Here is a 20,996-nt window from a genome sequence, read left to right as displayed (position 1 = left end):
GAATGCTCCTGCTGGTTTTGACGGCTCTGCTGCTGGGAGCTGGAGCGGCCGCACTCGGCCTCACCATTCTCTTGATCGGCCTGCAACGGGTGTTTGCAGTCGCCCCGGTGCTCAGCAACGCGTCGACCATCGCGCCATCACCACCAACCGCATCGCTCACGGTGGTGATCCCCGCCTACAACGAAGCCGCCAACATCAGCCGTTGCCTCAGCAGCGTGCTCCGCAACGAGACCCCCTGCGCGGACTGGAGGGTTGTGGTGGTGGATGACGACTCCAGTGACGCCACGGTCAACCTGGCCTCCGCCACGATCGAAACCACGCCCTCACAGGCACAGACCTCCGTGCTTCAGGCCGGACCTCGCCCCAGCGGAGAGCGTTGGGTGGGCAAGAACTGGGCCTGCAGCCGTGCGATGGCGTCGGTGGAGACCGACTGGGTGCTGTTCATGGATGCCGATGTGGAACTGGCGCCCCAAACCCTGCGCCGCGCTCTGGCGCAGGCCAACGCTGAAGAAGCCGATCTGTTCAGCCTCGCACCGAGGTTGGTGTGCAGCTGCCTGGCGGAGTGGATGGTGCAACCGATCATGGCCAGCCTGCTCGGCCTCGGCTTCCCCATGGAGGAAACCAATAACCCCGACTCCCCAGTGGCATTCGCGGCTGGTCCGTTCATGCTGTTTCGCCGCGAGGCATACACGGCCATCGGCGGCCATCAAGCCCTGGCCGATGAGGTCGTGGAGGACCTGGCGCTGGCACGCCGGATCAAGGGAGGCGGTTATCGCTTGCGTTACTGCCTGGGCCTCGATGCAGTGGATCTGCAGATGTACGCCAATCTCGGGGCGCTGTGGGAAGGCTGGAGCAAAAACTGGTTTCTGGGACTGGATCGCAGTGTGACCAAGGCCTTGGGAGCCGGCGGCGTGGTGCTGCTGATGTTCAGCGGTCCGTGGCTGATCACAGCATCTGCGGCCATAACGTTGCTTTGGCTGATCAACAACAGCCACACGCCAACCCAGACGATCGGCTTGGCGTCAGCCGCAGCTCTGCTGGGGGGCATCGGCATCGGGCTGCAACTCGTTCTGCGGCTCTGGATTCGCCAACGCTTTGCCGTACCCCTCACCCACTGGTGGTTAATGGGGCTGGGAGGACTGATCGTGGCCGCGATCGCACCCACGTCTGTGTGGCGCAGCCTGACTGGGCGAGGTTGGACCTGGAAAGGACGGCCCCTCGCGTAGCGCCTGCTGATGGCGCATCGCTCAAGTGAGGGATTGGAGCACGAGCGTGAAGGGTTGCAGCACAAGCAAAAAAAACCCCGCTTGTGGCGGGGCCAGTGAACGTGCTGACAATCAGCGATCAAGCAATGATCGCAACAGCGACCGATTCCTGAGGCTTTTTAAAACCACCAGACATTTTGGATTCGACTTTGGCTTCACCGGAGTTTTCCTTGGGAACAACTGGAGCCCAGACCATCTCCATTGGCCATGTCGGCACCCATCACGAGCAGCACTTAGCCAGACGCCCACCCTCCCGAAGCCACTAATACCCAAGATTTCAAGGGTCAGCAGGCCTGAGTTTTTCCCATTCAGGCTGGATACAAATTCGCCGAAATCAACACAGCAGAGACACATCTCCACGAAACCAATTCAAGCTCAACAAGTGCAATCAATACAATCAAGAAGCGCAATACCTCCACAAGGGCAGTAAAAACATCAATCAGTCGACAAACCAAGACAAAGCCGCCGTCACGTAATAAGCACTTGCCGCAGCACAGACCGCTGTGACCGAAAAGCCCATCAGCCGGCTTTCAAACTTCTTGGCAATTAGCAACGCCGCGGCAAGGAAAGCACTAAAAATACAGACGACGGCTGTCACCGCAGTTTGAAATTTGAAAATATCAGGGAACAAACTCCATTTCGTGAGAATTCCAAAGACCGAAAATGCCCAATCCAAAAGGAATGCCAGAGTCAGGATAATTAACGGTGCCGCTTGCATGACTTCCAGCCCACAGAGGCTTCAACATAAACAATCTTTCTAATTCTGTCTTTCCTTCACCCCGCCTAAGACGCCAAAGCGCACTTCTTCTACCACGACGGTGATCACTGACAACAGCGCTTGGCCGCCATCAGTCGAGCCGGACTGAGTTGGCTACAAGAGCCCTGCAATCACTGACTTCTGAACCAAGACATCAGATAAAAAACAGTCTCTAGAAAGGAGACCCCTCGCATAACGCACGTGCTGATGAGGCATCACTTTGATCAGGGATTGCAAGGCAAGCAATAAAAAACCCCACCTTGCGGGCGGGGCAAACCCATCACTGGGCTGTGTGATCAAGCAGAAAGCTGGGCCAGCTTTGCCGGAGACAGATGGGCTGAGGTGTAGTCCTTCGCTTCCGAAACCGTGGCGAGAACCTTTTGGGCCTCTTGCAGGCTCTGTGCCTTGAGCTGCTTTTTCTTGATCAATGCGAGGGTGTTCATCAGAACCTCCTACAGCGTCTCAAGCCCCGTTGCTTGCTTGAGATCGAACTGCGCCACACACTCGTGGCCAACGTGTTCCAAAGATAACGTGCTCTAGGCGCATGCTGAGTCATCCAGAACACGCCCATGGGCATTTGCTCACTGGCTTCAAGCCCACCAGCCCCCACTTCACCTCCTAAGGAGCGAGAGAACAGACAACACAAAAGCCCCGCCAATGGCGAGGCTTTTTTCAATCCAGGGATCTCAGCTGTATGCCTTTGCAATCAGGGGGCCAGCCTGCTCATCGGTCAGCACAGGGGTGACCTCCCAGTCGAGGCATTCCGCCCACTCAGCCGCGTGTTCGTAGCAAGCATCAGCGTTGTCGGCTTCGACAAGAATCCAACCCTCCACAGAACCAGGGCCATGGAGACGCTTCCATGACTTGCACTCCGGGAAGGGTGCACCAGTCGCCATGAACTTTTTAGCGGCAATTTCGTGGTAGCCGGTCTTGAACGACCAATGCATCAAAAAGGTCATGGACATTGAATTTTGGACCTCCCGACCCTTGCATGGATGGCTTGTTTTGTCTGTTCAAGCCAACGCATCAACTAAGTCCGTTGTGAAAAGCACGCATGGTGCAATTGCGCCTAATTGAGCTGGTCAGTGACCAGCGTGATCCCCTTCTTCGATGATTGACAGCGAGACATCAGAGTGAGGTTGGCGAAGCTTGAGCATCTCTTGGTATTCAGGAGCCTCATAGGCAGCTTGCGCTGCAGCCAGTGATTCGAACTCAATGATCACGGTCAGGTGTCCAGCAGTCCCTTCTCGGACATCCGTTTGCAGATCTCTGCAAAGAAAACGGGCGCCGCACTTGGCCAGATAGGGCTGAGCAGCAGTGAGATAGGCACCCATCCCTTCAGGGTTGGTGATGGAACCTGCGACATTCCAGTATCCCTTTGCCATCTCAGCAGAAAATTTCTTGAACCATTCTCTCATGATTTTTCTGCGCTAACGGGCCTCAATGCCCAGTCCATTGCGGCTGCCCCGTCGGTCTCAACACGGAGGCTCCAACTAAAAGGCCTGGGCTTTGCCTAACAAGCCTGAAGTGAAGTTCAAGCGATGAAGATCCAACAGTCCTTCGGCCGGAATCAGCGCGACACCGGACGATTGCGGGCAAGCCTTGACCGACGCTGCATCACCACAGGAGACAGCGTCGGAGTCTGAAGAGCCAGCCGTCATCCCTCCAAGAGACAGAACTGCAATCATCGGAGCGGCGGCCAGCACCACAGCCATTGCCATGGCGGACTTCAGGCCTTGGTCATTGGCAGCAGCAGTGTTGGCGGAAACGCTCATTGGTCTGATGGGGTTGCGGGGAGGTCTCCCTCCGGTGCCCCCACCCTCTCCAAATGCAATGCCTGAAGGGATGACCGCCGTCAAAGCGCGATGTGATCTTGATCACACGCGCCTGATTACATCAAGCCGCCAGTGGCTCCTGGGCCTGATCCCTCTCCGCTTCAAAAGCCTGAATCCAGCTCCAGGCCTCCTCAGGCGTATCCGCAAACTGAAAAAGGTCGAGATGCTCATCACGGATCAAACCGCAGTCAGCCAGGTAGTCGAAATCGATCAAGCGGCTCCAGAACTCTTTGCCATACAAAATCACCGGCATGGGACTCTTGATCGCCGTCTGGCGCAAGGTGAGCACTTCGAACAGCTCATCGAGGGTGCCAAAGCCTCCGGGGAAGAGAACAGCCGCTGCTGAACGCATAACGAAATGGAATTTGCGCAGCGCGAAATAGTTGAACTGAAAGCACAGCTCAGGCGTGATGTAGGGGTTGGGCTCAGGTTCCCCAGGCAACTTGATGCTCAGACCGATCGAGCGACCACCGGCATCAAAGGCTCCACGGTTGGCCGCTTCCATCACGCCCGGCCCACCACCGGTCACCACCACATGGGAGTGATGGCCGTTCTGCTGATCCTGAGAGACCAGGCGGGTGAACTCCCGGGCAGCGTCGTAATAACGCGAGAACTCGAGCTGGGTTCGACTGCGTCGGAGCTGACGCTGCAACGTGCGGCTCTCGGGCGCCGCGGCCACTGCCGCCTCAGCCTGCGCCAGACGTTCTTCGGCATCGGCGCGCTCAATGATGTTCACACCACCAAAAATAATGATGGTGGAACTGATTCCTTCAGCATCCAAAATTTGCTGAGGCTTAGTAATTTCAAGAAGCATGCGAACACCACGCATCTCTTCACTCTCAAGCAGAGCCCCATCAGCATGCGCCAAACGATAACTAGCTGATTCCAGAATCTTCCCCAGGTTTTGATCAACGAGGGATTGGTCTTCACTTCGCCAACTCAAGTCAGCAGCTTCAGTGTTCAGGGTCTGCTTGCGAGGGAATTGATCTGCCATCTTTCTCTTTTCGCTGAAACCATCTCAGCGCATCCCGAAGATTTTTCACTTCTTCGTGCCGATTCTTCACGGAGTGATCGGTGAGCCAAGCGAAAGCAGAACACCATCACAGACACAATTCACGCAAACGTGGCAACGCACAGAGCTGGCTACCACGGGTGATCTGCTTCTGATCCAATGCCCTCCAGGGCACGATCCAATGCCGTGGATCGACATCAGCCAAGGCCAGTGCGGCTTCGGGATTGCGGAGATGGATCACCTGGCGATCCCGAAGCTTGAGATGGCGTCGCAGCCAGGGGGTGAAAATCACCTCTTCCAACAAGGCTTGATACGAGCCATCCGCAATCGCCCGCTCAAAGCCGGTCTCGATCGCCTTGGCCAGCCTGGGATTGGCAGGGCTCACGTAGAAGAAGCCCGCGAAGGGATAGGTAACCAACAGGTGCGGGTCGAGCACGATCTCCCTGCCGGAACGATGCACCTCCTGCGATTCCCCCTCCAACTCCGCAATCCCCCTGGGAAACAACTGAACCCGCTGGTTCTCCAGCAGGCGAAACAGGTAGTGCGGCGCTGTGGTGTAGGTGCGGAGCCCTGCCGCATCCAGGATCTCCACATCACTCCAGCCAAGGCCCTGAATCAACAACAGCTGACGCAAGTCCTTCAGATCACGAACCTCCGCCAGCAATGGCTGCTGACTGGCATTGGTCCAGCCGGCCCGCAGACCCAGCAAACCGCCGGAGATGGGAATGCGAATGGGGCGCAGGCGACGGTTGAGTTGCACCCCAGCGCCATAGGCCCCCACAGTGATTCCGGTCGAATTGTGATCCCCCTTCTGGAGCCCTGAGGCAAGGGCATTCATCACTTCGTCTTGCGGGAAGACCTCGCTGCTGAAGCCGATGGCGTACGGCTCACCGCTGCGCTCCATCACCAACTGAAGCAAGCGGTAGGCAAAGCTCGTTTCGGTCTGACCGAGACGGCGATCCAAAACCACGGGCAAGGTACCGGCGGGTAAGGCCTCCACCTCCACCGGCGTTAAGACATGGCGATCATCAATGAATAAACGGCGCTGCCCAAGGCGGGGTTGAACTATCAGAGCCCCCAACAACAGAATCAGAATGCTGATCAAGGTGGTGGTGAGGGCCTTAGCGCCTTGCTTGGAGCGTGCTGACAGGCGATTGGAAAGCATGTGATCCAGGGCCTCAGGGAATGATCCAGGCAATGCCCAGCAACGTGATCGCCAGATAACTAGGAAGCAACACCACCCTCAAGAGATTCGAGACCCGCGGCGTGTAGCTGCTGAGGTGGTGATCAATGATCTCGTCAGCGGCCACCACGTAGAGGATGCCAAGGAAGACGATCAGCTGAAGGTTTCCAATGAAACCCGTCATCGCCGTCACCGGCAATTTGCCCGCAATGAAGACGTAGTTCCCCCCCGCCGATACCACCGCAGCAAGGATCAAATCATCACGGCTACGGGTGATCATCAAACTCATGCAACAGAGTCCAACCGCGAGCATGTAGCCCAAAAAATCAGGGGCCACGAACAGAAGGCTGCGCCGCTGAATCGGGAGATCAAAGGACACAGTGGGTTGACGGCGAACGGTGCCCCCGGGAGCCGGGGGAATCCCCAGATCACTGATCAAGCTGAGGCTGCTGGCATAGGCACTCGGCTCTTTCAACAACCAGCCCGAGAGCAGCAATCCCGGGCTGACCTCAAAAGGCTGATGCTGCACCACATCCAACATCACGGTCTCGAGAGGATCATCAAAACCGAATTGCAGTTGGAGAATCTGATCGTCAAAGGGATAACGCTGCAGCTGCCAGCGCTTCACCACAGCAGAACGCACCCGATAGAGGATCCAGGCCCCCTCCGGTCGCTGCTCCTCTCGCACCCTCTGAAAGCGCTGGATATCGCCGTCATAGATGCCGTTGAGCAGGGTCAGATGGTCACTGGGATTGGCGTCTGCTGCACCATCCCAGAGGGTCCAAAGCAACAACTCAATCGAAAATTGATCATCGAGAAGATCAAAGTCGCTGATGTTGGTGACATAGGCACCCACCTTCAGGCGTGGCTGCAATTCACCGGCATTGTTGATCTCCGTTTGCGTCCCGGTAGGCCAACTGATCTGCTCCTGCTGATCAATCACCAGCTCGGGCTGCGGAGGAGCCGGAGCCCGCAACATGGTGACGAGCAGGGACGCCACCAGGGCAAGCACAACACCCAACACAAGCCATCGCCGCCGACGGTGCCCTGCTGCCACCACCCTCCACGCTCGCGATTGCTTCCACGTTGACAGCAACGCCAACTTCTCGCAAAAACAGCAGGCGCTCGATCAAGCCTTTAAGCAACTGCAAACCGCAACCGCGTGCGGGGCAGTGAATGCGGAACTCGCGCTCAGCGCCCCTCGCAGTGTTCGACTGCTTTGAGATAAACCAATCGCCCAGGTCCATCCTGACCCTTGAGCACCGTGCTGCGCAGCTGCACCTGGTGATCAATGCAGCGGTTGTAGCGATGGTCCTTCACGGCAGAGGGAATCTGCAACAGGGCGATGGACACCAGACTGAGACTGCTCACCAGCGCCAACACCGGATAGGCATGGGCCCGCACCATTTCGCGTGCGGAAAGCGATTGTCCGGAGTGGTCCGACATCTCCAATACCCAAAAGCTCAATGCAGTTTGCGTTACGACTGCTGTGAACGAAACCCCTTCAGTTTGTCGAGATCTTTGCTCTGATCGAGTTTGAAATCAGTCAGGATCAGCGCCTTACCAATCGTGCCAATGGCATATTCCATGCGCTGAAGCTGTTGCGCACCACTCTCTGTCTGCTTCGCCGAACGAATCACATCCGGTGTCAAAGAAGCCGCGTACTGCTCCATGGCATCGGCAATCTGCTGCACCAACTCACTTGCCTCGTTGTGATCCATCCCTGACCTGATGACGGCCAACTCAGTCTGCCTGCCAGCCAAAGCCTCAACGCTGGCCTGTTTCACCAAAGCTGATCTCAAGAATCGCAGCCGTCAGCAGCGTCTGCATGCGTTGCAAATCCACCTGCTCGCCAGGGTCACCACCACTCCAACGTTCCAACCGACAGGTCACAGCATCAAGCAGCAGCCTCAACCCACCCCCATTCAGGGTGAGCTCAACGGTGGGCTCTGAACGATCAATGCCTGGATCATTGGGATCAGCCACCTGTGCTTCTGTTCGCTGGTAACAGTCTGACTAAGGTGAAGATCAATGCCTTTGAGCCCGAAATCTTCTGCAGAACAAGCCAAAGGCCCTCAGCGCTATTCGAAATTCCCTGCCCTCTCGCCCTTCCTGGAAACCATCTGTGTTCGCACGCCTTGCCCTTCGAACATGTGCCATGACAGCCATCGCCATGCCCGCATTCGCGGCTCAGTGGCAACCTCCTGCTGAACCCGAGCCGTGGCAGCAGGTGCGCGAAAGCCTGCAGAGCAAAAGCTTGATCAGCCCAGCCAACTGGATCTTTTTCGGGGCACTTGAGAACGCCACCACCCAGGCCGCGGAATACCTCAGCAATCTCCAACCCAAAGGCGAGGCCGTGGTTTTTGATGGCCTGCTCGTGCTGAAGCGGGATCCCGATGCGGAGTGGGTCCTGCGGCCACTGGTGATGCGGGCCCTGTGCAAAGAGGGACGACTCGAACGCCGCAATTCCAATGGGGAGTGGGCCGACTATTCAGGCAGGGCGGACACAGCCGCCAAAGTTGGCTGGATCTGCCGCCAAAAGCGCTAAGGAGACGCTCCGGAACTAGACCGAGTCTTGGTCCTCTTTTGGTGCGTCAGACGATTCACCCTGCTGGCCCGTGCGCTTAATCAGCTCAGCAAGCATGTTGAGCTTGGCATTCTCTGAATCAGAGGCCCGAGCAGCCAACCAGGCACGGGCTGATTTTTGTTGATCCAACTGCTGCACCAAGACCAATGCCGCCTCGCGCAGCTCCTCAATCTCCTGGCATTCGCGAATCCATCGCTTCAGTCGTTCGCTTTCGAAGGACTGTTCCAGACCTTTTTGAATGGGTTCCATCAGCACACCACCAATGTTGGGAACGGCATTGACAACGCAACACCTCTCACGCTGCCACCCCTAAAGACTCCAGTTTGCGCTCGAGGTAAGACAGGAAGGGAGTGCTGGACAGGGGCTGACCACTGACCTGCTGCACCAACCCTTCGGCATTGAGGGCTCGGCCCACGGGATGGACATGCTCCCGCAACCAAGCCAAGAGAGGTGCCACATCACCACGGGCGACATGCTCTTCAGGAGCGCCAATGGCAGCAGTCATCGCCTCACTGAGTTGGGCGCTGACCAGATGCCCCAGCAAATACGACGGGAAATAGCCAAACAGCCCCTCGCTCCAGTGCACATCCTGGAGACACCCCTCCGCATCATTCGCCGGAACAACACCAAGCAGCTCGCGATAACGCCGATTCCACTCCGTCGGCAAATCCTCCACCGGAAGCCCCTGCTCCAGCAAGGCCAGTTCCAAGTCGGTGCGAATCATGATGTGCAGGCCGTAGCTGAGCTCATCGGACTCCACCCGATTGGTGCCTGGGGCCACCGGATTCATCGCCTGCCACAGGTGGGCTGCGGAGTCGAGAGGGGCGCCTTCGCTGCGGAAACGCTGCCACCATCGCTCCGCGAATGGCGCACTACGGGCTACCCGGTTTTCCCAGAACAGCGACTGGCTTTCATGCACCGCCATCGACGTGGCCTGGCCCAGGGGCCAGGCAAACCACTGGTGGCTCGCAGTCGGTAAGCCCTGCTCATACAGGGAATGTCCCCATTCATGGGCGGTGGCCAAGAAGCAGGAGAGGGGCTGACCAGCCACCACGCGCGTGGTGAGGCGGAAATCGCGAGGACCCAGGGTGATGGAGAAGGGATGGGGTGACTCCGCCACACAGCTGATGGCCGGGTCACGCCGCCACTCCTCGAGCAACTGATCACAGAGACGTTGCTGTTGCTCCGATGTCAGGTCCCAGCTCAGCTGCCGGGGCCGGGGAGCAGCCTGCACCTGACGCAGCAGCTCCGGCAATCGGCGGCGCAGAGGCGCAAACAACTCGAGCAGACGCTCGAGGCGTAGATCGGGCTCAAACGGTTGGGCAAGCGTCTCCCAGCATCCCCGCGGCTCATCCAGCTGGCTGGCCTGCTCCTGTCGCAACTTGATCAGTTCACGCAGCGCGGGCGCAAAGAGGGGGAAATCGCTGGCGGAACGGGCCTGCTGCCAGAGGTCATAGCCCTGCGCCTTGGCCGTGGCCAGGGCCGCCACCAACTCGGGATCCTGGCGTTGCTGCCGACGCAGATCCAGCTCAAGCAGCTCCAGATTGCGGCCACGCTCCTGGCGCTCGTGCTCACTCAGCGAACCATTGCACCCTTCAACCTCCCAGTCGGAGCGAGCTTCTGCGACCAGAGCGGCGTAATCCAAGGAACTCTGCCGCTGATGCAACTGACGGGCCAGGAGGGTGAGTTGCTCACCTCTCCAGGAGGCACCAGCCGCAGGCATACGGGTGTTCTGATCCCAATACAGGGTGCTCTGGATGCTGCCGAGCAACCGCGTCTCGTGGAGATAACAACCCAGGCGTGCCCAAGCAGTTGTTCCCTTCGCTCCCATGGCCCGGACAGTGCTCGCTCCAGCCTCGCAAACACAGGCGAGTGACTGCGACACCACGCAGAGCGACTCAGGGCAAGAGACCGGAATCCCGCAACACCGGCAGTAACCACGCCGGAATTCCATCCTGATCCCAGTCCCAGACGCCGTGGCGCTTGCTGATGCAAACGCGTTCCCGACGGATGAACGCCTCGATCACAAAGGTGCGATTCATCTCCTCGAGGGCATCCTCACGACGGATGCGTTGCAACCTGTCGCGGGCAGAAGGACTCACGACAGCGGGGCGATGGAGATCAGGCCATGGTGCTTGTTCACCACTGGGGATGACAACGGCTCCAGCCGTTTTGGCGACAACCGGTCCAGGTGCTGATGGCGGCCTGTCGCGTCAACCAGCGCAGCATTGGCAGTCCGCCCATCACGGATCGAACCTCCATCAAAGCCAATGATGAGGTGTCTCCTTCACGAGGAAGCTGGAACCGCATCACCTGCTGATGGTCAGGACTCCTTAACCAACGCTCGGTCTCTGCGACCGCAACAGCCAACAGCTCATTCGATCCAGACGCAGCCACCATGCAGCAACGATCAATCTGCCCAGGGAGAATGTAAAGGCAATCAGAGCAGACAGCGCCAAGCCAAACGGGAAAAACACCCAACCAGCGACGGATCCAGCTCAGCCGCTGATGAAGAAGGACTAAGCCTGATCCCACTCCCTGGAAGGATTGTCAGACTTTGACGACACTTCGGGAGATCAGGCCGTGAGCAATCCGACTAAGGCACCGGCTTGCCACCTCTCCTGGACCGTGACCCAGGTCTCCCGCCGTCTGTTCTCTGTTGCAGCCACCTTGAACGGTGCGGACTACGACTTTGTCGGCAACTTCAAGTCCCTTCGGGAAGCCCACGCAGCTGGTCGCCTGTACGCCACCAACCTCGCGCACAATCGGTTCAAAGCGGCAAGCTGAGCGCTCCGCCCAATCCGCAGGGGCAGTGCTGCCGCTCGTCTATCACCCGCTCTATTCCGCCCCCCTCCCCAGCAGCCATCGCTTTCCGATGGCCAAATTCCACCTGCTGCATCAACTGCTGTTGGACAGGGGAACGGTGCAGGAGCAGCAGATCCATCGCCCCGTCAGCATCAGCCGTCGCGACCTGGAGCAGGTGCATGAACGGCAGTACCACCAGGCGTTCTGCCTTGGCACCCTCACGCGAGAGCAACAACGCCGCATCGGTCTTCCTGCCACGCGCCCACTCGTGCAGCGCACCTGGCTTGCCGTTGGCGGCACGCTGCTCACGGCGCGTTTAGCCCTTGAAGCTGGTTTGGCATGCCACCTGGCCGGAGGCACTCACCATGCCCACCCCGGGTTCGGCAGCGGATTCTGCATTTTCAATGACTGCGCCGTGGCCGCCTCGGTGCTGCTCGCACAGGGGATGGTTCGCCAAGTGCTGGTGGTGGATCTGGATGTGCACCAAGGGGATGGAACCGCCGCTTGCTTCGCCAGCGACCCACGGGTGTTCACGTTGTCGGTGCATGCCGCCAGCAACTTTCCGCTTCGCAAGGTCTGCAGCGATCTCGACATTCCCCTCGACGACCACACCACCGACCACGCCTACATGGAAGCCATCGGTGATCAACTGCCCGAACTGCTCGAGCGACTTCAACCGGATCTGGTGCTCTACAACGCCGGGGTGGATCCGCACCAAGACGATCGGCTTGGTCGCCTCAAGCTCACCGATCTCGGTCTCCTGCAACGCGACCGGCTGGTGATCGATGCCTGTTTACGCCGCAATATCCCCATCGCCACGGTGATCGGCGGTGGATACGACGAACTCATGCCTTTGGTGGAACGCCATGCCCTGGTGTTCCGCGCCGCCGTTGAACAGGCGCGGCTTTACGGGATCTGAACCCTGCCTAAAGCGCTCTCAAAACCCACGCCCATCGCGCTCCCGCATTTCCAGGCGGAGCTGCTGATAACGCAGCAAAGCGCGCTCTTCATCCAGCTGGGGGAACAGCAAACAGGCCTCCTCCCGGCTGGCGGGCTCCAGGAGCCAATCCTCTGCATGATCGGGGGCAACCTGCTGGGGATGGCGATCCCAGAGCTGCAGGCCGGGCAACGCCCATCCAAACCAGCGACGCCGAAAACGGTCGAACAGATCGAGAGGATGCATGCGCTGACGTTAATCAGAATGCGCGTGCGGTCTCGCCGTCTCGGGCTCCTCTGGTGATGATGGCGGTGGCGGTGGCGGTGCGTCCAAAGCCCGGACTTCATCGACCGGTTGGTCACCAAGCCTCTGCTGACCGGAATTCATCATTTCGGTGTAAGAGAGCGAACGCTGCTTTGCGCGTCGCTGGGGTTTCTCGTGCGGCGTCATCACCCATGCCTCCTGTGCTGATGGGCTGATTCAACACCGCACAAAGCGGGGATGGAGCGCAGGACAGTAAGCCTTCAACATCGGAGCAGCCTGTGAGCAAGATCACAAGCCCGATTGATTCCGATCAAGGGTTGGGGTGTGGATCACGGAGATGGTGAATGCGTCGGAGGGAGACCTCCACAACACATCAACCCGAACAACACCATGCCCTTCACGTTCCTGAACTTCAACCAAAAGCTCTTCTTCGGCGACAGCCAAGACGATGCCGTGCTCAGCTTGGGTAGCAGCAAAGTCATCAATCTTGGTGGTGGCAACAACACGATTTACAGCTTCGGAACCAACAACACAGCCACCTCAGGAAGCGGAGACGATCGCTTCTACATGATTGGCGGCGACCAAACCATTGTCTCCACGGGTGGAGACAACACAGCCATCACCAGCAGTGGCGATGACCGCATCATTTTTTCAAACCAAATCGGAGGAAACGATTACGTCCGCAGCGGCAGCGGAGAAGACGTGATTTACACCTCCGGTGGCGATGACGAAGTGCATTCCGGGGCCGACAATGACCAGGTCTACCTGGGCTCCGGCAACGACACGGCCTATCTGGGCAGTGGCGACGACGTTGCCTATGCAGGTACAGGCACTGATCTCATCGATGGCGAAGACGGCAACGACACCATTTCCGGCCTGCACAGCAAAGGCAACAAAACCTTCTTTGGAAGAGCCGGTGATGACACCCTGACCGGCGGCGTTCACAACGACTACCTCGATGGTGGTGCCGACGCTGACGTGCTGACCGGCAACGAAGGCTTCAACATCTACTGGGGTGGCGATGACGCCGATGTGTTCCGCATCGGCCGCGGCGTTGACCTGATCGAAGACTTCAACCTTGCTGAAGGCGACACCATTGAGATGGTCGAGCCCATTGCTTCCATCTGTGCCTCCGTCAGCGCCCATGTTGTGAACTACTCAGGGACGCTCGTCAACGGTCAAAGCATCAGCGGCAGCATCGTCTGCGAAACCGAAAACCAGGCGCGCGACTTCTATTTCAACTGGATGCCCCAAGCCAGCTGATCCAGAAGCACCTAGACAAGGTCTACACAACCTGGACCTCGATCGACACCCCCCGGCTTTGGCCAGGGGGTGTTGTGCGTGGTTTGCACCAACATGGCTCTACCAGCCCGCTCCGGCAGCCATGACCTTCCGAGATCACTGTCCAGCACTGGCGAACAAGACCTACTTCAACTAGGCAAGCCCTACTTATCAATCCAGTCGTAGCAATAAATCTCGACCATATGCAACAAAGGAAGACCAACAGCTAGACCAACATCTTCAGAAGAACCATCTGACAGTGGGTCAACAAAAACCTCAATCCCCACTACCCCTCCAAAGCCGCTTGAAACCCCCTCCAAGGACTCACACAGCTCACAGCAAGGCAACCGGGGGCTGGGGGTCTTTCAACGTCCGTACAGGTACGCCAAAGGGCCTCTGAAATTTGTGCTGGGATTTCGGCGATCACAGCCACATAGCCGATTTACTAGTAGATAACCCAATTGCGCCGTACGGAAGGCTGGAGCTCCTTAGTAAGGCCTCAGCAAAGAGAACTGAGCAAGGCTCGCCACCATGGCGCCTTGCCCAAGAAGGACCGGCCCTTGTTGATCGTCACCCCCAGAAGAACGAGGAAGGCAGGCTGCTGAACCAACAGGAGCAGCTGGGGCTAATGGCTGTGACCATGACTGTGGTCATGACCCGAATGATCGTCTTCCCCGCCGTCTTCTTCACAGGGAGACCACACGCCATGCCACTCATAAGCACCCTCGCAACCCATTTCCTTCGCCTTTTCGATGGCTTGTTCTTTCGTAGCGAAGGTATAGACACCGTCGGGATCTTCTACCTCTTCGGCGCAAACAGTGGGGATGCATATAGAGAAACCGACAAGTGCAGCCGCCATGAGGCTCTTCATCACTTCGATGCATATGGTCTGTCTCTGCTTTATCCAATAATGATCAAATACGCAAGAAACACGCTGGAAGCGCTGTCAACCCAGGTGGTGAAGGGGTTCTGAGCCGTTCACCGGTACATCACCAGATCTTGCCTGCATCCACACCACATCCATGCACTGGGGTTCACCAGAAGGGCTGTGACCTTGAAGGAGTCGAGGGGGCAACACCCCACACATCACTCACTCAACTCACTTCAAACTCATGACCACTCAAACTTTCGACGCTCAAACCATCAACGAAGACGATCTGGAGGGCGTGCAAGGCGGCGGCTTCTGGAAAGACGTTGTCAACGTTGCCGTTGGCTTTACTCCTCTTGGCCCTATCAACCGCCTCTCTGGTGCGCTCGGTGGCCCTACCGCTGGTGATCTCGTCGAATGACGACCACCTTTTGATCGAAGAGAAGAGGCAAAAAACCCCGCTCATGGCGGGGTTTTTTATTGTCTGCTGCCCCCGCTACCGACCGTTGCTATGACTGCTGAAGCGACCTAGCCAGCTATGCAGAAGCGGCTCGAGGCTTTCCTAGAGAAGGTCAAAGCAGACACCAGCCTTCAGGAAAAGCTGAAAGCAGCTGCTGATACCAATGCTGTTGTTGCGATTGCGAAAGATGCAGGGTTTAGCATCTCTGCTGATGATCTAACTAAAGCTCAACCCACACTTTCAGAAGAAGAGCTAGAAGGCGTAGCTGGCGGGGTCGCGTGTACCCCAGACTCGCAGAAATATGTCCCTACTTTCCCAGATGAATCTGTGGTGAATATTCAATTTTGCGATGACTGACTCCAGCTTAGCAACTAGAAGCCTCTATATTAAGAGGCTTTTCACAGCTTCAATTTCCCCATACCAACCTTCCATCAGCCTCCGATACCTGGCACCTTCACCCGCATTTAGCGGGCTTTTTATTGCTAACCGACATCGCTGCCGACCGCTGCTATGACTGGTCAAGAGACCGTTGCCAGCTATGTCTAAAGAGCAGCTCAAAGCATTTCTTGAGAAAGTCAAAGGCGACCTCAATCTCCAATAACAACTCAAGGCAGCTAAGTCACCAGACGATATGGTGTCTATTGCTAAGGAGCACGGTCACAAATTTTCTACTGAACATATGAATCAACTCAGCCAAGAGGAGCTGGAAGGCTTGGCTGGGGGGCTAGCAACCATGTGGGCCACAACCTGTCAATATGCAACCAACAACCTCTGTAATTTGGGGGGGGGGGGCTGGGGGGCTAGGGGTGCAAGGCTTTAAGGTAGAGTAAGTTTACTCATAAGAGTTCCTGCAACCGCAGAGGCTATTTACTTCTTCGACATCGCCAATAACCTCACAAACCAGCCTCCAATATTTGGCACCATCGCCCGCATTTATCGGGCTTTTTATTACTATCTGACATCGCTGCCGACCGTTGCTATGACTGCTGTATCAGCATCTATCCCATGTCAGAAGAGCAACTCAAGGCTTTCCTTGAAATACTCAAAAATGATACCAGTCTTCAGGAGAAGCTGAAAGCAGCTGCAGATGCCGACGCAGTTCTTGCGATTGCTAAAGAGGCTGGTTTTATAGTTTCTCCTGATGATCTATTTAAGGCTCAATCAGAGCTTTCAGATCAAGACATGGAGGGAGTGGCTGGCGGAAGCTCAATAAACAATACTTGCAATACCCTATGGTGTGGATGCCCTAGAAACACCAGAACCGATCCTGGTTGTAACATTACACGAGGGAACCCTCAAGGCTGTTAGCTAATTTCTTAAAGCTCATATCTCGCATTTGACCAGGAGCATTTATTGCTACGATTGACACCAATAAGCTAATAAATCAGAATCCAATACCTGGCACCATCGCCCGCATTTAATGGGCTTTGTGCTTACCTGATGCCGTCGCTGCCGACCTCTGCTATGACTACTGAAGCGACCTAGCTAGCTATGTCCAAAGAGCAACTCAAAGCATTCCTTCAGAAGATCAAAGGCGACACCAACCTCCAAGACCGACTTAAAGCAGCGAAATCAAAAGACGATGTGGTTTCCATCGCTAAGGAGCATGGTCACGAATTTGAGACCGTGCACTTTGACCAACTCAGTGAAAATGAACTGGAAGGCGTGGCTGGTGGTGGAACTCGGTGCATGTCTTTACCGGCGTTAGGTTCATGCTATGGCCCAAAATCTTACGCTGATGGGGTGTGCTTTAGGCGTTAATTAAATTCATGCTTTTCACCTCAGAAAACAGTCTACTCATCAAAGCTCCTGCAACCGCAGGGGGTTTTTATTTCTTCAGTCACACCCACAAGTCAATAAATCAGCATCCAACGCCTGGCACGATTGAGCACTTTAATTGTTAGCCAAAGACACTGGAGAAGACCGTTGTTATAATGGTTGAAAACTCCTGAAACCCATGTCAGAAGAGCAACTCAAGGCGTTCCTAGAGAAGGTCAAAGGCGACCTCAATCTCCAAGAACGACTCAAGGCGACAAAGTCACAGGATGAGGTGGTGTCTATTGCTAAGGAGCACGGTCACAAATTTGAAGCCGAACACATCAACCAACTCAGTGAAGAGGAGTTGGAAGGCGTGGCTGGCGGAGCTCAGTGGATTGAAATGCGCTGTATGGGGCAAACGAAAATGACGGGAGCTTTGTGCAATGCTAATGGAAAGTAGAGACTTGCACACTTAATAATTCCTGCATCAGCCAGGCACAGCAGGGCAGGGGTTTCTTATTACTTCAATAGCCCAACTAATCCCATCAACAAGCCCTCAATACCTGGCACCATTTCCAGCTTTCACATCAACCAGGAGCCATATTAGATTGACATCAATACATAGCTAAGTATTTGTGTCGCAACGTTTACCCAAACAATTGTTGTTAGCGCCGTCAGCGAAAGGCCAAGCCACTTAGAAGCAAACTTTTTGCTGAAAAGCAAAAATACAGAAACAACAAACGAAGATAGAGAAAAAATCATCTTCAAAATATTTGGAATAAGGCTTCCTATGATTCTGATTTGTTCAACACTCATAGAATCCACGCCAGCAAGATTTAAATAAGTAAAGAAAATGACTTGAGCGAATCCAAGCAAAGCAACCAATATCAACAGGAGTAGAGGAAGAGTGCCGGCGTTTTTATTCACTGTTTAATCGGAGCCAACTCAGTTTAGCATTATCGTTATTAAATTCCCAAAGAAATTTGGCGGAAATTTGTGAAGCCTATTATTAACGTCACCACCAGCGCGTAACCCCCCATGCGTGCTGCTGCAGCCGGCACGAGCGGTTTTTTTATTGCCACCCTTGTGATGGTTAAGGTGTTGAGAGATGAAAGCGAGCTAGAGCAATGCCTACGCCTGTCAGTAGCTCGCTGATCTCTGCTTTGGTCATTGATGCACTAAGAGATCAGTCCAACCGACAGCGTCGTGACTGCGTTCGATAAGCAGAGCTGGTATTCAGTTTCTACTCATTTCAGGGCTAGGTGAGGATCCCTGTTCCAGCAATGTCGTTTCCAAGGGCGCCCTTAAATGCGGCGCACTTAATAACGTTGCTGAGGAAGATTTCGTGCCCATTGAAGAACCCCAGGGCTATTGCGAACGTCCTTTCGTAAGCGCTGTTCTTAAGGATTTGGAGAACAGCAGCTAGCGAGGCGCAATCACGCAACCCCTTGCGCAATACAACACAAGCTCAATCCCATCACCCAAAGGAGAGGTAACGATTCCGCCACAGCAATTTCTCAGCTGAACTAGCTTTGTTCTCTCTAGGCGACGATCACCTTCCCCTCAAGCAAGCCGCAGGCGAGCATGCAGCGGATGCCCCCATCAATGATCACGCTTGTGTAGAGGATCTTGGCGGTAGCCGGCGTGAGCACCCCACCTCCACCACCAAAGCTTAGGTGGAGATGGGGTTGAACAGCCGCAACTGGGTGCGTCCATGCACCTCAGCGCTGAGGTAGAGGTCTATATGGTAACCCAGTACCCCGAAGACACGTTTTCCACGCCTCATCGCGCTCTTTCGGAGTCATACTTTGCCATTGCGCGCTAGCACCAGGTAACGCATTAAGCATTCTCTTTTCAACTTCCAAATACTGTATTTCCTTTTTCATTCGCCTAATTTCAGGGCTAAGCCATGCACAAACGATACTGCCAAGGCCATCATGAACCCTTACGTCGCGATTGCTGGGGGATGACGCTAATGCATTGATTACAGGCATCTTTTGAACTGCTTCGCGCTGTGCTGTTGTTTTTGCACCACCAAAGCGCACTTCAATATCAGCTGAAACCCTAGTTTCAAACGCCTCATCATAAGAGAGTTCGACTCCTGCTGTTAAGCCATTGCTGATCTCATAATCCAAGCGTCCAAGTACACCTGAGGCATCTGCTTCTGTTGCATCACCATTTTGGTAGTAGTAACCAACAGAGGCATTGAGTTCAGGGGTGATGAAATAACCAACATCAAGCCCATAGGTATCAAGCGCGCCGCCTTGGTAAAACCAGTTCAGCCATTGCTCTGTATCACCAACAGGAATCAAGGCATAAGCATTGAAGTTCCAGCTATCAGAGACTGCTTCTGCATTGACTGCCGCCTGCTGGAAGAACGCACTCTGCTCAGTGCCGCTGACCGTGATGCCGGTATCTGTACCACCTGTATTCATCGGGCGGCTGTCATACCCAGCATTCAGCCCATACATCCAGCTTCGGTCGCCATTCAGCCAGCGGTAGCCCAGCCGCGTTGAAGTGCTGATGGTGGTCCCAGCGACATTGGTATTGACGATGCTGCTATATCCCTCACGGTCAGCGAAGTTGACGTTTGCAAGAGTATCCAGGAACCAAACACTGTTATCGCCAATAGACAGCGGTAGGAACCCGCCGATGCCTGCCTGATTTGGTGTACCAGCACCCTGTAGTGCACCTTGAAAGCCAAGCCGTGGCTTCACCACATCCTTAAGGCTGATGCTCATCACATCACCCAGATCATCTGCACTTCCTTCCTGTGCCTTCAGGGACATTGGGGAGATGGCAACAGCAGAAGCCAACAGTCCAATGGAGAGACGGCGGAGCATGGATAAGGTATTACTACTGCGCGCATGATGCCGTTCTTGGCTTGGTTGCGCTAGCTAATGCCTCAAAGCATCACCCTTTGGGCTTGCACTGTTTCCAGCCATCTGACTTCTGCATGTGGGTCCAAGGCTCGATCGCATTGTGACGAAGGGCTTTTGACCATCTGTGACGAAGATCACAGCCACCGTTGAGCCAAGTCAATGAAGCGGGTGGCAATCACGCCGATGGTGACAGCAATACGGGGAGACCTTTGCTATCACTTACATAACACCTTTAGCCCCAATGGCTGACCCCAAGAACACAGAAGACCAAGAACTGAGCCTGGATCAGCTGAAGAATGCTGCTGGTGGTGCTGCCTATATAAAGTTCGAAGGGATTCAAGGCGAAGCCACTGACAAGAGTCATTTAAGGAGCGTGAACCTTGATTCTTTCGAGCACGCCATCAGTGATCCCAAACTCGATCTAGACAAAATTTCTACCAAGTCAAACCTCGGCAAAAGTGCCTCGCTTTAGCACCATATATTATGAGTGATCAGTAAGCAGCTGTCATCAAATGCTGATCACCTGCTGCCAGCACGATCACAAGCCTCGCCACACGGTGGGGGTTTTTTATTGATTTCTCAGCAAGAGTGACTGAGCTGCAAATCAGAATGCGGCTCTCCTCTGAACCGCACTACCTTTACGTGAGGAACAACACCTCACCCCCCCTAAGAGTCGTTGCCACATCACGCATTTTGCGATTTAAGTGACTTTTGAATTGATTGTTTTTGTTTCTCTGTCCAAGACTTAGCAGGCTCAACAAAACCTTTGACCTTGGAAGAGTCATAGTCTATCCATCTTGCGTCGCGCTTTTGTTGCACGAATTTGGTGACATCAATCTTTTTTCCTTTGTCCTCATCTTTTTGAGACGAGTTGACGGTAGGCCTCCCATCACGCAGATAGCATAGCGAACATTCTCAATCCAGTCAGGATGAGCAACTCCCCAGACGGTATTACGTGAGCCATTGGAGCTGTCCTCTTCACCGACAGTCTTATTGCACATTCCCAGCTCACCAGAGATACCCCTGACTATCCAGTTGTTGCTGTTGTAGATCTTGCGACAGGTATCCATCCTTGCCGCCTCGTAGAGGAACAAGTAGATCT

Annotated in this window: 30 protein-coding genes and 2 pseudogenes; 12 read left to right on the top strand and 20 right to left on the bottom strand. The window is 55.4% G+C overall.

The window, feature by feature from the left end; translation table 11 throughout:
- Window positions 1-2: 2 nt before the first annotated feature.
- The gene (locus RS9916_RS00445) at window positions 3-1,226 is read left to right on the top strand and encodes a glycosyltransferase family 2 protein (protein WP_007097152.1); all 1,224 of its coding nucleotides are present in this window, start codon (window positions 3-5) and stop codon (window positions 1,224-1,226) included.
- A 478-nt stretch (window positions 1,227-1,704) separates the two neighbouring features.
- On the opposite strand, the gene RS9916_RS00440 is transcribed toward RS9916_RS00445, so the two are convergent.
- From RS9916_RS00440 to RS9916_RS00395, 11 genes are all read right to left on the bottom strand, one after another.
- The gene (locus tag RS9916_RS00440; RefSeq protein WP_007097151.1) at window positions 1,705-1,983 is read right to left on the bottom strand and encodes a hypothetical protein; all 279 of its coding nucleotides are present in this window, start codon (window positions 1,981-1,983) and stop codon (window positions 1,705-1,707) included.
- A gap of 335 nt (window positions 1,984-2,318) precedes the next feature.
- Window positions 2,319-2,465: a hypothetical protein gene (locus RS9916_RS14665; protein WP_007097150.1), complete on the bottom strand. Its 147-nt coding sequence runs from the start codon at window positions 2,463-2,465 to the stop codon at window positions 2,319-2,321.
- Between the two features lie 243 nt (window positions 2,466-2,708).
- Entirely contained in the window at window positions 2,709-2,981 is a 273-nt protein-coding gene (locus RS9916_RS00435; RefSeq protein WP_038022960.1) for a DUF3303 domain-containing protein, read from the bottom strand.
- Window positions 2,982-3,104: 123 nt separating this feature from the next.
- Window positions 3,105-3,407, bottom strand: coding sequence for a DUF1330 domain-containing protein (locus RS9916_RS00430; protein WP_007097147.1), 303 nt, complete (start codon window positions 3,405-3,407; stop codon window positions 3,105-3,107).
- 108 nt (window positions 3,408-3,515) lie between these two features.
- Window positions 3,516-3,797, bottom strand: a complete 282-nt coding sequence (locus tag RS9916_RS00425; protein ID WP_007097146.1) for a hypothetical protein — start codon at window positions 3,795-3,797, stop codon at window positions 3,516-3,518.
- Window positions 3,798-3,918: 121 nt separating this feature from the next.
- Window positions 3,919-4,851, bottom strand: a complete 933-nt coding sequence (locus RS9916_RS00420; RefSeq protein ID WP_007097145.1) for an LOG family protein — start codon at window positions 4,849-4,851, stop codon at window positions 3,919-3,921.
- A gap of 106 nt (window positions 4,852-4,957) precedes the next feature.
- Window positions 4,958-6,034 (bottom strand): hypothetical protein, encoded by a 1,077-nt coding sequence (locus RS9916_RS00415; RefSeq protein WP_232199481.1) that lies wholly within the window; start codon window positions 6,032-6,034, stop codon window positions 4,958-4,960.
- A gap of 13 nt (window positions 6,035-6,047) precedes the next feature.
- Window positions 6,048-7,109 carry a hypothetical protein gene (locus tag RS9916_RS00410; protein WP_232199480.1) on the bottom strand — a complete coding sequence of 354 codons (1,062 nt, stop codon included), beginning with the start codon at window positions 7,107-7,109 and terminating at the stop codon, window positions 6,048-6,050.
- Window positions 7,110-7,243: 134 nt separating this feature from the next.
- Window positions 7,244-7,498, bottom strand: a complete 255-nt coding sequence (locus tag RS9916_RS00405) for a hypothetical protein (protein ID WP_038022957.1) — start codon at window positions 7,496-7,498, stop codon at window positions 7,244-7,246.
- A 32-nt stretch (window positions 7,499-7,530) separates the two neighbouring features.
- Window positions 7,531-7,746 (bottom strand): hypothetical protein, encoded by a 216-nt coding sequence (locus tag RS9916_RS00400; RefSeq protein WP_369791584.1) that lies wholly within the window; start codon window positions 7,744-7,746, stop codon window positions 7,531-7,533.
- A gap of 73 nt (window positions 7,747-7,819) precedes the next feature.
- Window positions 7,820-8,038 (bottom strand): hypothetical protein, encoded by a 219-nt coding sequence (locus RS9916_RS00395; protein ID WP_007097140.1) that lies wholly within the window; start codon window positions 8,036-8,038, stop codon window positions 7,820-7,822.
- Between the two features lie 172 nt (window positions 8,039-8,210).
- Between RS9916_RS00395 and RS9916_RS00390 the strand changes: the two genes are divergently transcribed.
- Window positions 8,211-8,600: a hypothetical protein gene (locus RS9916_RS00390; RefSeq protein ID WP_007097139.1), complete on the top strand. Its 390-nt coding sequence runs from the start codon at window positions 8,211-8,213 to the stop codon at window positions 8,598-8,600.
- A gap of 15 nt (window positions 8,601-8,615) precedes the next feature.
- On the opposite strand, the gene RS9916_RS00385 is transcribed toward RS9916_RS00390, so the two are convergent.
- The 4 genes from RS9916_RS00385 to RS9916_RS00370 form a co-directional block, all read right to left on the bottom strand.
- A complete protein-coding gene (locus RS9916_RS00385; protein ID WP_007097138.1) occupies window positions 8,616-8,894 on the bottom strand; it encodes a hypothetical protein in 279 nt (92 codons plus the stop codon).
- Window positions 8,895-8,934: 40 nt separating this feature from the next.
- Window positions 8,935-10,470, bottom strand: coding sequence for a carboxypeptidase M32 (locus tag RS9916_RS00380; protein ID WP_038022951.1), 1,536 nt, complete (start codon window positions 10,468-10,470; stop codon window positions 8,935-8,937).
- Between the two features lie 67 nt (window positions 10,471-10,537).
- Entirely contained in the window at window positions 10,538-10,741 is a 204-nt protein-coding gene (locus RS9916_RS00375) for a hypothetical protein (protein WP_156777430.1), read from the bottom strand.
- Window positions 10,742-10,778: 37 nt separating this feature from the next.
- Window positions 10,779-11,039 carry a DUF1651 domain-containing protein gene (locus tag RS9916_RS00370; protein WP_156777429.1) on the bottom strand — a complete coding sequence of 87 codons (261 nt, stop codon included), beginning with the start codon at window positions 11,037-11,039 and terminating at the stop codon, window positions 10,779-10,781.
- A gap of 183 nt (window positions 11,040-11,222) precedes the next feature.
- On the opposite strand from RS9916_RS00370, the gene RS9916_RS00365 reads away from it, so the two are divergent.
- The gene (locus RS9916_RS00365) at window positions 11,223-11,426 is read left to right on the top strand and encodes a hypothetical protein (protein ID WP_038023908.1); all 204 of its coding nucleotides are present in this window, start codon (window positions 11,223-11,225) and stop codon (window positions 11,424-11,426) included.
- Between the two features lie 25 nt (window positions 11,427-11,451).
- Complete coding sequence (locus tag RS9916_RS00360; RefSeq protein ID WP_007097133.1) at window positions 11,452-12,363, top strand: histone deacetylase; 912 nt, start codon at window positions 11,452-11,454, stop codon at window positions 12,361-12,363.
- An 18-nt stretch (window positions 12,364-12,381) separates the two neighbouring features.
- Here RS9916_RS00360 and RS9916_RS00355 read toward each other — a convergent pair whose 3' ends face one another.
- Window positions 12,382-12,627, bottom strand: a complete 246-nt coding sequence (locus RS9916_RS00355) for a hypothetical protein (protein WP_007097132.1) — start codon at window positions 12,625-12,627, stop codon at window positions 12,382-12,384.
- Window positions 12,628-13,035: 408 nt separating this feature from the next.
- Here RS9916_RS00355 and RS9916_RS00350 point away from each other — a divergent pair, with 408 nt between their 5' ends.
- Window positions 13,036-13,908, top strand: coding sequence for a calcium-binding protein (locus RS9916_RS00350; RefSeq protein WP_156777428.1), 873 nt, complete (start codon window positions 13,036-13,038; stop codon window positions 13,906-13,908).
- 643 nt (window positions 13,909-14,551) lie between these two features.
- On the opposite strand, the gene RS9916_RS15365 is transcribed toward RS9916_RS00350, so the two are convergent.
- The gene (locus RS9916_RS15365) at window positions 14,552-14,662 is read right to left on the bottom strand and encodes a hypothetical protein (RefSeq protein WP_369791598.1); all 111 of its coding nucleotides are present in this window, start codon (window positions 14,660-14,662) and stop codon (window positions 14,552-14,554) included.
- Between the two features lie 376 nt (window positions 14,663-15,038).
- Here RS9916_RS15365 and RS9916_RS14660 point away from each other — a divergent pair, with 376 nt between their 5' ends.
- The 6 genes and pseudogenes from RS9916_RS14660 to RS9916_RS00325 all read left to right on the top strand — a co-directional run bounded on the left by RS9916_RS14660 (window position 15,039) and on the right by RS9916_RS00325 (window position 17,472).
- Window positions 15,039-15,215, top strand: a complete 177-nt coding sequence (locus tag RS9916_RS14660) for a hypothetical protein (RefSeq protein WP_007097129.1) — start codon at window positions 15,039-15,041, stop codon at window positions 15,213-15,215.
- Window positions 15,216-15,332: 117 nt separating this feature from the next.
- On the top strand, window positions 15,333-15,611 hold the full coding sequence (locus tag RS9916_RS00335; protein WP_007097128.1) for a Nif11-like leader peptide family natural product precursor: 279 nt from the start codon (window positions 15,333-15,335) through the stop codon (window positions 15,609-15,611).
- 181 nt (window positions 15,612-15,792) lie between these two features.
- A pseudogene (locus tag RS9916_RS13655) lies at window positions 15,793-16,074 on the top strand (Nif11-like leader peptide family natural product precursor).
- Window positions 16,075-16,259: 185 nt separating this feature from the next.
- A complete protein-coding gene (locus RS9916_RS13650) occupies window positions 16,260-16,562 on the top strand; it encodes a Nif11-like leader peptide family natural product precursor (RefSeq protein ID WP_007097127.1) in 303 nt (100 codons plus the stop codon).
- A 183-nt stretch (window positions 16,563-16,745) separates the two neighbouring features.
- Window positions 16,746-17,015 carry a Nif11-like leader peptide family natural product precursor gene (locus tag RS9916_RS00330; RefSeq protein ID WP_007097126.1) on the top strand — a complete coding sequence of 90 codons (270 nt, stop codon included), beginning with the start codon at window positions 16,746-16,748 and terminating at the stop codon, window positions 17,013-17,015.
- 196 nt (window positions 17,016-17,211) lie between these two features.
- Window positions 17,212-17,472, top strand: a complete 261-nt coding sequence (locus RS9916_RS00325) for a Nif11-like leader peptide family natural product precursor (RefSeq protein ID WP_007097125.1) — start codon at window positions 17,212-17,214, stop codon at window positions 17,470-17,472.
- Between the two features lie 143 nt (window positions 17,473-17,615).
- Here RS9916_RS00325 and RS9916_RS14165 read toward each other — a convergent pair whose 3' ends face one another.
- The 3 genes and pseudogenes from RS9916_RS14165 to RS9916_RS00315 all read right to left on the bottom strand — a co-directional run bounded on the left by RS9916_RS14165 (window position 17,616) and on the right by RS9916_RS00315 (window position 19,855).
- On the bottom strand, window positions 17,616-17,939 hold the full coding sequence (locus RS9916_RS14165; protein ID WP_007097124.1) for a hypothetical protein: 324 nt from the start codon (window positions 17,937-17,939) through the stop codon (window positions 17,616-17,618).
- A gap of 617 nt (window positions 17,940-18,556) precedes the next feature.
- Window positions 18,557-18,777, bottom strand: a pseudogene (locus RS9916_RS13645) (PIN/TRAM domain-containing protein); the annotation flags it as partial.
- Window positions 18,734-19,855, bottom strand: coding sequence for a hypothetical protein (locus RS9916_RS00315; RefSeq protein WP_007097121.1), 1,122 nt, complete (start codon window positions 19,853-19,855; stop codon window positions 18,734-18,736). The gene RS9916_RS00315 and the pseudogene RS9916_RS13645, both read right to left, overlap by 44 nt.
- 280 nt (window positions 19,856-20,135) lie before the next feature.
- Between RS9916_RS00315 and RS9916_RS00310 the strand changes: the two genes are divergently transcribed.
- On the top strand, window positions 20,136-20,366 hold the full coding sequence (locus RS9916_RS00310; RefSeq protein ID WP_007097120.1) for a type VI secretion system tube protein Hcp: 231 nt from the start codon (window positions 20,136-20,138) through the stop codon (window positions 20,364-20,366).
- Window positions 20,367-20,996: the final 630 nt, after the last annotated feature.

Origin of the sequence: Synechococcus sp. RS9916 (assembly GCF_000153825.1) — a bacterium.
In the GTDB taxonomy this organism is placed as follows: Bacteria; Cyanobacteriota; Cyanobacteriia; order PCC-6307; family Cyanobiaceae; genus Synechococcus_C.
The sequence above is the reverse complement of the archived record's forward strand: the minus strand, read 5'-3'. Positions and strand labels throughout refer to the sequence as shown.